This window comes from Niastella populi (genome assembly GCF_002078015.1).
GTDB classification, from domain to species: Bacteria; Bacteroidota; Bacteroidia; order Chitinophagales; family Chitinophagaceae; genus Niastella; species Niastella populi.
The window spans coordinates 1-11,616 of sequence record NZ_LWBP01000007.1 but is presented as its reverse complement, the minus strand read 5'-3'; the positions used below and the strand labels follow the sequence as shown (position 1 = coordinate 11,616).

Below are 11,616 nucleotides of genomic sequence, written 5' to 3'. Positions count from 1 at the left end.
CAAATGTTTTATCCGGGTTGCTTTTAATGATAGTAAAAAATGTTTCCCAGTCAATTTCATGCCTTAGTAATCCCCCGGAATATCCTATCCGCATGGGAGTGTTTATCGTTGTATCAATGTTATCATTAATGAAATGTTCAGAAACCCCATGATTAACGAAATATTTAGGGACTTTGAACATTTTATATTTGTCCAGAATTTCATTGGTAACGGAAAAAATAATATCTGCCCCTTTTGCCGCTTTTATTGAATAATCATGAAAAGGTTCATCCACAGGCATAAAAATTTTTAAGCAGGCTTGAGGAAAACGATTTAACGGAATTGCATTCGATAAATCAAAAGACCATACTATATCAGGTTTAACATCTATCTTACTAAGGATTCTTTTTATATGAAACCATATCAAAAAATTATATAGGCCGGGATAGTCATATTTGAAAAAATAAGGGAAAAATAAGCGATGTTGAACAACGTTTACATTTTTATACTTCGTTGAGACGATTTTAATTTTTCCTCTTCTTAATACACGATCACGATCGGGACAATTTATAAAAAATACTCTATTGCCTCTTTTACTTAGTTCAATAGCATAATTATGTTTGGATAGAAACATCTCACCCCATTCGTCCGTAGAAATAATCAGTATAGTTTTATTATTTAATTCCAACTTTTAATTATTTATTTCAACCGCAAAGTTATAATGAATTTTTGCCCCTGTCATGGCAATAGAAGTCGCTGATTATTTTGGCAATATACAGTTGCTGATCATTCGTCAACTCAGGGTATAAAGGCAGGCTAAGTATTTGTTGTTGATACTCATACGCTATTGGAAAATCAGCAGCCGTCTTCCCGAGATACTGATAAGCTGGTAACAATGGCAGTATGGTTGGATAATGAATAGCACATTCAATACCCCGTTCCTTTAAATAGGTCATTAATCCGTCCCGATTGGATGCCCGCACTACATATAAGTGAAAACTATGCTTACTGCCGGGCCTGATAACAGGAGTAACAAGTCCGGAAATATCTTTCAACAAGCTGTTATAGTTTTTTGCTAATGCAATACGTTGCTCAGTCCATTGCAGAATATAAGTAAGTTTGGCACTTAAAATAGAAGCTTGCAATCCATCCAGACGGCTGTTAATTCCTTCCATTTTATGATGGTGTTTTACAAGAGCGCCATGATTTGCATACATGCGACATCTTTCTGCCAGTGCATCGTCATTTGTAATAATGCACCCCGCATCACCATAAGCTCCCAGATTTTTACCGGGATAAAAACTGAAAGAACCTGCAATTCCAGTCAATCCTGCACGTACATTTTTATATGCTGAAAAATGCGACTGGGCACAATCTTCTATCAGAAAAATACCATGCCGGTCACAAATTTCTTTTATACTATCAATAGCACACATTTGGCCCTGCAAATGCACTGCAATAACTGCTTTAGTTTTTTTAGTTATTACTGCTTCTAAAAGGTTTTCGTTCATACTATAATAATCAGGATGAATATCAACGAAAACGGGGCGGGCTCCTGTTTGAGTAATAGTTTCTGAGGATGATATCCAACTATTGGCCACCGTAATTACTTCATCCCCCTCTCCAACTCCCAGCATCTTCATAATAATGTATAAAGAATCGGTGCCATTGGCACAGCCCACTACATTTTTTACACCATACAACTCAGCAAATTTTGATTCAAACTCTCTAACAGGCTTTCCACCAATAAAGGCTGATTCATTAAGTATTTGATGAATTGCAGCATCAATTTCGGGTTGAATACTTTTATACTGGCCTTTTAAATCAACAAAGGGAATTTTCATTCTTTTACCATTTCTTTATCAATAAACTTTTGTTTTTCCGATTGTGCGAGAACATTTTCTTTCATTAACAGATTAAAAAATAGCGAAAACTTTTCTGCACCTTTATAATTCAGATGTTCCAAATCGCCGAATTCGGCATCTGCTAATGGAAATCTTTTAAAATCAAGAAACTCAATGGTCTTAAATCTTGAACTTAAAATCTGCTGAAATTTATCTTCATTTAATAATTCGCCAGATCTTGAATGTATGGGTGTTCTTATAAGGTAAACTTTTACTTTGTTAGCAGTACACAGGTCAAGTATCTTTTCCAAATAGTGAATATTGATTTCTGAAATGCCAGTATCCGCTTTAATATTACTTTTTTGAACCGGTATCGTTTTAATAAGTGAATCGGCCTTTTGGCGGTCACTATACAAATAGCCGATAGCATTTTTGCTTTTGAAATAATTCATTTCATTTCCATAAAAAAATGAAACATTTGATCTCAATGAAATATTCTGCAATTCCAGTAATCCCCGCCAATTATTCCTGATTAATATTTTCAGATCTTCGAAACCCAGGAATGGCATATAATCGGGACAATTTTCATCTAAAAACCTGTCACTCCAAATCCAATCGTCCATCCGTTTATCAATCTGGTTATTAGAAAAATCGATAAAAACCGTCTCAATACGTTTATTGTTCTCTAATATCTTTTTTACTTTAAAATATGTATAAAAGTAACACTCCCCCTGTTGAGCATAGTTTACAAAATTTTCAATCAAAGAATCATTAAAAGCATACGCTGGGTGGGAATGTCCAAATACAACGTATTTTGAATTGCTTTTTAACGAAAAGTAATTTCCATCATTAATTATTCTGTTTGAAAAATAAAGCAGCGCTGCAATTAATAAAGTTATAGCTATTAGAAATAAAAAAAACTTGCTTATTAATTTTCTCATGCTTAAAACTGGAAATAAATAAACTGCTGTTTGGATCCCGCAAAATAGAAAATAAATAAGCCTATCGCCAAATAAAAGCTATATCTTAAAACCCCGGGCCATTTTAAGCCTAAATGAGCCAGTGCAAATTGCCGCTCGCGCCCAGCCCACTCAATAAGAATAAAAAAAATAACGACAGACACTATTGCACAGGGCTGATTAGACCCTATAAAAGCAACGCCTTCTGGCTTAGAAAACAGAGAAAGGGAAAATATTTTTCTGATATAAGAAAGCGCGTGCCCAACATTTTCGGCGCGAAAAAATATCCAGGCCAAAACAGTTAAACTAAATGTAGATGCTATACGGATAAGTTCATTACCAGTTGGGAAATATCTGCCTTGTGCCACTATTTCCAGATTATTACGATTTCTATTTAACAGAAGTAAGGGTAAAAAATAAATGGCATTTAATACTCCCCAGAAAATGAATGTCCAGTTAGCTCCGTGCCAAAAACCACTTACTATAAAAATAATAAACGTATTTCTAACCTTCATCCATGTTCCGCCTCTGCTTCCACCTAATGGGATATAGAGGTAGTCTCTAAACCAGGTGGTTAAAGATATATGCCAACGCCTCCAAAACTCAGCAATGTCCCTTGAAAAATAAGGAAAAGAGAAGTTTCGTAAAAGATCTATTCCAAAAAGCCGGGCGACTCCCAGTGCAATATCTGAATAGCCCGAAAAATCAGCATAGATCTGAAATGCAAAAAATATCGCTCCTATCAATAGAGTGCTGCCCGAATAATTTAAAGAATGGTTGAAAATATTATTTGCATATTCTGCACAATTATCAGCAATAACTACTTTTTTAAAAAGCCCCCAGAGAATTTGTCTTAAGCCGTCTACTGATTTTGTATAATCAAATTTTCTTCCAGATTTGATCTGTGGCAAAAGATGCGTTGCCCGTTCAATCGGCCCCGCTACAAGAAGCGGAAAAAAGCTTACAAAAACAGCATAATCAATAAAATTTCTTTCCGGCTTTATTCTTCCTTTATAAATATCAATTACATAAGACAGGCCATGGAATGTATAGAAAGATATGCCAACAGGTAATATTACTTTTAAAGTCCAAAAGTTCGCTTTTATTCCTAAAAGAGAAAGGCTTTCAGCAAATGAGTCAGCAAAAAAATTGTAGTATTTAAAAAAACCAAGAAAGCCAAGATTGATACCAATACTTAGCCAAAACCAAAAAGCTTTCATGCCCGGCTTCCTGGCTTCATACATTTTAATTCCTGTGAAATAATCTAATAGTGTAGAGAATATCAGTAAAAACAGAAAACGACAATCCCAGGAGGCGTAGAAAAAATAGCTGGCAATAAGTAGTAAAATATTCTGGTATAGTAGATTCTTATTTTGTAAAAGCCAATAAAGCGCAAAAACTATGGGCAAGAAAATAGCAAAATTAATCGAATTAAAAAGCATGTTTTATCTTATACTTTGCCTGTATTAGTTACTAAAAAAGTCTTACTATTAATACTAATTCACAAAACGGATTCATGCCTTTTTTGCTTTATTATATATTTTATCTATGATCTCCACTGTCTTTAATCCCTCAAACGCGTTTGTGGAAATACTCCCATTATTTGTTAATACATCAATAAGGTTTTGATACACTTTATCATGATTACTCATAGAACCCTGGTAAGTACCATAATTATTGGCCTTATTACCTTCAGCAAGATTCTCTATTTTAAAATCACGAATATTCTGATATTCCAATTCATTTAAATATTGTCCTCCAATTTTTACTGTTCCTTTCTCAGCAAAAATAACGAGAGAGCCTTCCATATTTCTTTCGTGACTATTTACAGTATAATTTATGGTACCAATAGCGCCATTATAAAATTCCATGATTACTACTCCGGTATCTTCAAATTCAATAATACCTTTATGCGCATAATTAGCCGTATAAGCTTCCACTTCTTTTATATCTCCTATTATCCAATACAACAAATCAACGAAATGACTGAACTGTGTATATAATGTTCCCCCATCCAGATCTTTTGTGCCTTTCCAGGAGTTCTTATAATAATCTTCATTTCTGTTCCAGAAGCAACTTAATTGTACACTATAAATTTTGCCTAATTTGCCCGCATCAATAGCATTTTTTACGGCTTCTACCGGCGGATTAAACCTGTTTTGTTTTATAGCAAATAACCGCTTGTTGGCTTTTTCAGCGGCTTTTATCATCTCTCCGCAATCGTTCACATCTATAGCCATAGGTTTTTCACATAACACATGGAAACCTGCATTTAATGCCTGAATTGCATGCTCAGCATGTAAACCATTAGGGGAGCAAATGGATATGACATCGATCTCTTTTTCATTCTTCAGCATGCTTTCCAATTCATAATAGGCCTTTGCTCCATACTTTGAGGCCAATTCATCTGCTTTAGAAGAAACATTGTCACAAACTGCTGCTAAAATTCCGACCTGATTAATATGCTCTGCGTGGCGATGGGCAATTCGACCGCAGCCAACGAGAGCAAAACGGATTGTCTTTTTCAAATTATTGTTACTAATATTATGAAAATAGTTTTCTTTTTATTCTGCCAAAGAAGTGGCGTGCTTTTACATACGTTGTCTGGTAGGTATCCGAATTATTACCATAATATTCATGGGAGAAGCTGGGTGCATTAATATAAGCATCAAATTCTTCTTTTGAAAATCCCAATTTCTTTAGAACGAATGTCTTATCTATTTCTAACTGCCCTTCAGGATAAACAGGTTTTTCCAATTCTAATAATGCTTCTTCTTTAGTCAATTGACCTGAAAAAATCAAATTGCTTAAATGCGCCTTTCTTTTGTCTACCTTAAATTTTTCAGGTAATATATGCCCCTGGTAGAATCTGGTAAAAACAGATTCGTAGTGCTTACCGCCATAATCCTTCCAGCCTAATTCACGGGCGATGATCTCCTTTACCCTTTTTTTATTATAATCCAGATAATTTAATAAAGGAATACTTTCATAGCTTCCCCTTGGACGAAGGTATTTCCCATCTTTAAATTTGGCAGGATACCTGTTCAATGGAATTTTCCCAAATTTTTGATGGATAGCGTATAAATTATTTGGATTTTTATTGATCCAGCAGGAAGGCAATGTTTGCTCAGTACAAATATTCCTGCCGTCTAAAATAAATCCTACATTCTTCTCGGCGCAAATTCTATCCAGGCTATCAAATATTGCTATATCCGTTACCGCCTCTATATCAATAACACCAGCTTTAAAATAAGCCAGTTGTATATCTTTAAACTCTTCCCAATCGATAACATAGGTATATAAATCAAATCCGCATTTTGAAACAATATTTTCAATATTTTTTACGGCCAATTCAGAGTTCCAGCCATTATCAAAATGTACACAAAGCACTCTTAAGCCATACTCCTTTGCTTTAAGCGATAAATAAGTACTGTCAATACCCCCACTTACACCTATGATACAATCATATTTTTTATTCCTGCCTTTCTCTTTAAGCAGCCGAACAACTTCCGAAATTTTCATTTCCGCCTCTCTACCTGTCAATATCCCGTTTTTTTCTGCTTCTTTATATCCATAATAATAATTACAAATACCCTTATCATCAAAATAAATAGTAGGGTCAGCAATATTATCCATTACACTAAGAGAACATTGTCTATAGTTAGGATCGTTTTTACTTGTAACCATCATATTCTATCAAATATTTCTTGTTTTAATATTGCCTGATTTGGATAATTTATCAAAACGGCGTTATGGGGTCGTTGGTAAACAAACATACTACCGGCCGCTACCGCTGAGGCACCAGCCTCAACGGCCAACCTAAAGTCTTCCACTTTTGATGCTCCGCCAACAGCAACCACAGGAACTGAAACAGCCTTACTAACCATTTCAATCATTTCCAAATCGTATCCGTTATACGTTCCGTCTCGTTCTATACTATTTAATATAAGCTCCCCTGCACCATAGTCCACCATTTTACGTGCATAATCCAGTACTTTCTGTTTGGTGGAGGTTGTTCCATTAGATATATAAACAGTAGCCTTGCCGAAAAAGTTTTTCTTATAATCAATACTCGCGACAACGCTTTGACTGCCTACACGTTTTGCAGCGTCAGAAATCAAAGTAGGTTGACTAAATGCTGAATGATTAAGAATGACTTTTTCAACGCCGGTTAAAAACAGCTTTTTTATCTGTTCCAGATCAGTTATTCCGCCTCCATAGGCAAGAGGTATGAATGCTTCACCAGCCAATTCTGCGATTTGTTCAAAATTTGGCCCCCGGTTTTCCCTGCTTGCATCTATGTCTAAGATCACAATTTCATCAATCTCCTTCTCATTAAAAATTTTTATAGCGTTGATGGGGTCTCCTACGTAATTTGGCTTATTAAACTTCACCGTTTTGTATAAACCGCCCCTATGTAATAATAATACCGGTATAACTCTAATTCTTCGCATTAGGTCAATTCAGCAAAATTTTTTAATAATTGCATCCCGAATTTGTGACTTTTTTCCGGATGAAACTGAACACCATAAATATTTCCGCTTACCACTCCAGCAACAAAAGCATATCCATAGTAAGCATTTATCCACTCATTTTCGCTTTTATCTACCTTCACATGATACGAATGAGCAAAGTAAAATCGCGAGTCTTGTAAGTTATCAGAAAGAAGCTGTTTGTTGGCAAAATGTATATCGAGCCAACCCATATTTGGAATCTTTTCATTGATGGTTAACCTTGACCGATCAAATCGTACAGTTTCACCATTAATCCAGTTCAATCCCTTTTCAACTCCCTCTTCACTGGAACGGGTAAGCATTTGAAGGCCTACACAAATGCCAAGAAATGGCTTTTTAAGTGATTGCACCTGATATTCCAACTCTTCTCTAAGCCCTGATTGATTGAGCGCTATCATACATTTATCAAAAGACCCCATGCCTGGCAAAATTATCTTATTGCAAGAATTAAACCCATAGATGTCATTAATGGCCATGGCTTTCACACCAATTCTTTCAAGCATATTGCGAATTGAGCCCAAATTACCAACTCCTATATCAATGATTCCTATCGTCAAATAAATAGTTTGTGATTAGTTCAATAAAAAAGTAGCAAACTCTTTAGCCAATTTTTCGGCATTACACATTTCATTATATTTTTCAAATGCCCATTTTCTTTTTTCGTCTTTCTGCTCTCTACTAAAGGCACTAAATTTTTCGATTTCACCGGCTAAACCCCGAGGTGTAATATCTGCAGGAAGCAATATTCCTGACTTTTCATTGACAATTTCCGAAGTGCCACCCACATTTGTCGCCATTACTGGTATTCCTGCTGCAAGGGCTTCCATTATTGAAACTGGAACCCCTTCCGATTCGCTTACATTTATAAAAAGATCTACTTGATTGTTAACATAATAAGAAATCACTTCTTCATTTGACATTGAGCCCTGAAGACTTATTCGCACATTATCGCCCACTTCATCAACAATTTTCTTTATTTCCATCAATCCCTCGCCTCCACCGATATGGGTCCACTGTACCTTAATGTTCAGGTACTTCATTGCTTCTGCTATTATTTCGACCCTTTTCACCTTATGAAGAAACGAGCAAGAAACAATTCTCAAATATTCGTCAGTTGATGGCACGCTCAACCCCTTACTGATTGTACCTATCCGTGCTACGCTAATTTTTTTTCTTAAAAATGGGTGATAACGTTGCAGGGTTTTCATACCTATATGTGAGCATGCCAGGGAAAAATCGATATTTTTTATCTGTGCCCGCTGATAAGGAATATAACCGTTATTCCTTTCGCGATATAGATCATAGCCATGAAATCTTGATACGGTCTTATAAGATTTAGGCTTCATTACCGCCATAATTTCGCTGATTCCCCTTCCCCAATAGAAATATACAACCGAATTTTTATCAACGCTTTTGATAAGCTGACGAAACCTGCTGTTATCCGTAATTGATATGATTTTAAAACTTTCCTCTAGCCATTTTTTTGTTTTATCTAAAGACAGGTAGACTTTTTCTGTCCACGCTTCTTTAAGAAAATGTCCAATATGGCGGGAAAAAAAAACCGATAATATTTTTTGTTTACTACTAACAACTGGAAAATCACTCTGAAAAAGCGGTTCTACATACTCAATCCCATTAATAAAAGGAACAGGAGTTCTGTTTCCTGCAAAAGATAGTGGAATCACTATTATATGCTCAAAGAAATTTTTTAAAACATTCAATTCATTTGTTTTCCATAATTCACCATACCCGTAAGGGTAAGATTCTGTAAAAAATAAAAGTTTCATTTTACTGATCGGGTACTTTTCGCATGAAGTATCAATCCTTCACGGAGATTGGGATAAATATTAATAAGCAGTCTACTAAAATAACTTTTGGGCAGATATGACTGACAAAAATGGAATTTTATTATTTCGAACCCTGCTTCGCTTACTACTTTTGAAAGCGTATAAGGAGTGAACCAAAACCGATGATCGGTATTAATAAATTCTTTTCTTTTAAAGATTTGCCTGATATTGATTAAATCGAATGCATTAGGAACTGTTATTACAATTTCTTTGAAATAATTCCCGTATTTGTCGTTGATATCACTTAAAAAAGAAACAGGGTTATTTATGTGTTCCAGCAGCTCGCCGAGTATTAGGTAGTCCCACTTTTCCGCACATAGTGGCTCCAGAAGCACATCGGAAGTGATATCATGACAGTAAACATCATTTATTCCTATTTCCGATCTTACGTATTCAACTGCCTCACAATTAACATCGACACCTACACACTTTTCGCTTGCGTCAACCAGTATCTTATGCAACCATATATTTTGCTTTATTTTATCCTTGATCAGCGGTGTATGATCGGTAAATCCCAAATGAATGACTTTCTTTCCAAGGACAAGTTCTTTGAGGTACTCAAGTCTCCTAATAGTATTTTTTTCTTTTTTCGCAATATTAATAAGCAGGCCACTGGAAAATTTAGTACCAGTCAAATAATCATTTACTTCACGGTCTAATTTCATTGTTTACTATTTATAATTGTAAAAATTCCAGGTACAGGTCGGCAACACATTTCCTACTTTATGCGAATTATATTGTTTTTGATTACTCATTCCCTGAATGTTTAGGGCAATACAATCTTCAGCTACCAGAAATTCTTCAAAGGAATTTCCAAACCATATTGAAATATAATAAGTACCGTCGAACAATTTTGGTTCTTTTAATACAACCTTTACTATACCGCTGTTGCCCATTTTTTTATCAGAAAAATCTACAAGATCTATTAAGGGATTTGACGCCACTATAGGTATTCCCATGCTATTCTTAATAACAAAACCCAAACATGGTATATCTAACTCTTTTTTGGTATTATACTTCGCCTCAATTACAATCTCATTGGCTTGTTGAGAAGCTTTAACATATTCAAGGTATTCATCGAACAAAGCGATTTCGTTTTGACCTTTTTCCTGATATTTCGCAATTACATTTTCGATTTTATCCTGTACGCTTTTCTGACCGTTGATCAAAAATATTCCCTGATTACAAAGCTCCATTATTGAACCGAGGTTATGGCTTACAAAAAGCACCGTCCTGCCGTCACCTCTGCTCACCTCTTCCATTTTACCAAGACATTTTTTTTGAAATTCGGCATCACCCACAGCGAGAACTTCATCGACGATGAGTATCTCACTTTCCAAATGCGCTGCAACTGCAAATGCTAGACGAACGTACATTCCACTGCTATAGCGTTTAACCGGAGTATTTATATAACGCTCAACACCGCTGAAGTCAATAATTTCATCCAGCTTGGCAGCTATTTCTCGTTTATTCATTCCCAGCATTGCACCGTTCAGGAATATATTTTCCTTTCCTGTTAATTCAGGATGAAACCCAGTTCCTACTTCCAAAAGGCTTGCAACACGACCTTTGATATTTACCCGCCCGGTTGTTGGGGATGTAATCCTTGACAATATTTTTAACAGTGTGCTTTTTCCTGCGCCGTTTCTGCCAATTATACCTACAGCATCGCCTTTGTTTATTTCAAAGTCAATATCCTTTAAACTATAAACAATATTGCCGCCCTGGCGGCTTCTGTCATTTGTTTCCCCGATCTTTAAAAATGGGTCTTCTTTGCCACGCAATTTTACAAACCACCTTTGTAAGTCGTGACTGATCGTTCCGGTCCCGATTTCGCCAAGTCGGTATATTTTTGACAGGTTCTCTACTTTAACGGCAATGCTCATCAGGGAAAATTACTTTTGATTTGAACTGTATATTATTCTTTCCGTTCATGACTTTTGTAACATTATCGATTACATAATTATGATTTTGAGCCGATCCTTTGAAGGTTCCATAATCATTTGAGCCCTTGTATTAACAGTCTATATTTTAATTTATACCGTATCTACAAAATTCTTTTCGACCTTATTGAAAATTACAACACCAATGATTAATGCTATAAAAGAAAAAAGGCAACTATATCCCAATCCTTGCCACGAAAAACTTCCCTTTCCGAGTAAACCAAATCGCATAGTTTCAACTATGCTTGTCATGGGATTTAGTTCAATTAACCAACGATATTTTTCAGGAGCGCTGCTTAATGGATAAATAATAGGAGTAGCGTACATAAGCAACTGTACGCCAAACGTTACTAAAAATGTCAGGTCTCTGTATTTGATAGTCATAGCAGAAATGATCATGCCTAGTGCCAATCCCAATATAGCCATAAAAAAGACTGAAACAGGGAATAACAAACTGAATATATTTATCTGCGGACTATATCCTTTAAAAAAGAAATAGAAAAGAAAAACAAATATCAACAAACAGAGCT

General features: G+C 35.5%; 12 protein-coding genes. All 12 read right to left on the bottom strand.

The window, feature by feature from the left end; all coding sequences use genetic code 11:
- A partial coding sequence (locus A4R26_RS03855) for a glycosyltransferase family protein (protein ID WP_133054526.1) occupies nt 1–667 on the bottom strand: 667 nt, incomplete at its 3' end.
- A 28-nt stretch (nt 668–695) separates the two neighbouring features.
- A complete protein-coding gene (locus A4R26_RS03850; protein WP_081160700.1) occupies nt 696–1,823 on the bottom strand; it encodes a DegT/DnrJ/EryC1/StrS family aminotransferase in 1,128 nt (375 codons plus the stop codon).
- Nucleotides 1,820–2,764, bottom strand: a complete 945-nt coding sequence (locus A4R26_RS03845; protein WP_081160696.1) for an LB_356 family protein — start codon at nt 2,762–2,764, stop codon at nt 1,820–1,822. The genes A4R26_RS03850 and A4R26_RS03845 overlap by 4 nt, the downstream gene beginning before the upstream one ends.
- A 2-nt stretch (nt 2,765–2,766) precedes the next feature.
- On the bottom strand, nt 2,767–4,224 hold the full coding sequence (locus tag A4R26_RS03840) for an MBOAT family O-acyltransferase (RefSeq protein WP_081160691.1): 1,458 nt from the start codon (nt 4,222–4,224) through the stop codon (nt 2,767–2,769).
- Between the two features lie 72 nt (nt 4,225–4,296).
- Nucleotides 4,297–5,310, bottom strand: coding sequence for a Gfo/Idh/MocA family protein (locus tag A4R26_RS03835; RefSeq protein WP_081160687.1), 1,014 nt, complete (start codon nt 5,308–5,310; stop codon nt 4,297–4,299).
- Nucleotides 5,311–5,326: 16 nt separating this feature from the next.
- A complete protein-coding gene (locus tag A4R26_RS03830) occupies nt 5,327–6,472 on the bottom strand; it encodes an N-acetyl sugar amidotransferase (protein ID WP_081160683.1) in 1,146 nt (381 codons plus the stop codon).
- Entirely contained in the window at nt 6,469–7,236 is a 768-nt protein-coding gene (locus A4R26_RS03825; RefSeq protein WP_081160679.1) for an AglZ/HisF2 family acetamidino modification protein, read from the bottom strand. The genes A4R26_RS03830 and A4R26_RS03825 overlap by 4 nt, the downstream gene beginning before the upstream one ends.
- Nucleotides 7,236–7,853 carry an imidazole glycerol phosphate synthase subunit HisH gene (gene hisH, locus A4R26_RS03820; RefSeq protein ID WP_207625668.1) on the bottom strand — a complete coding sequence of 206 codons (618 nt, stop codon included), beginning with the start codon at nt 7,851–7,853 and terminating at the stop codon, nt 7,236–7,238. Before hisH ends, A4R26_RS03825 begins: the two co-directional genes overlap by 1 nt.
- Before the next feature lie 15 nt (nt 7,854–7,868).
- The gene (locus tag A4R26_RS03815; protein ID WP_081160676.1) at nt 7,869–9,083 is read right to left on the bottom strand and encodes a glycosyltransferase; all 1,215 of its coding nucleotides are present in this window, start codon (nt 9,081–9,083) and stop codon (nt 7,869–7,871) included.
- The gene (locus tag A4R26_RS03810; protein ID WP_081160673.1) at nt 9,080–9,808 is read right to left on the bottom strand and encodes a class I SAM-dependent methyltransferase; all 729 of its coding nucleotides are present in this window, start codon (nt 9,806–9,808) and stop codon (nt 9,080–9,082) included. Before A4R26_RS03810 ends, A4R26_RS03815 begins: the two co-directional genes overlap by 4 nt.
- A gap of 6 nt (nt 9,809–9,814) precedes the next feature.
- Complete coding sequence (locus A4R26_RS03805) at nt 9,815–11,029, bottom strand: ABC transporter ATP-binding protein (protein ID WP_081160670.1); 1,215 nt, start codon at nt 11,027–11,029, stop codon at nt 9,815–9,817.
- A gap of 150 nt (nt 11,030–11,179) precedes the next feature.
- Nucleotides 11,180–11,616, bottom strand: a 437-nt coding sequence (locus A4R26_RS03800; RefSeq protein WP_165760134.1) for an ABC transporter permease, incomplete at its 5' end; no start/stop codon positions are given.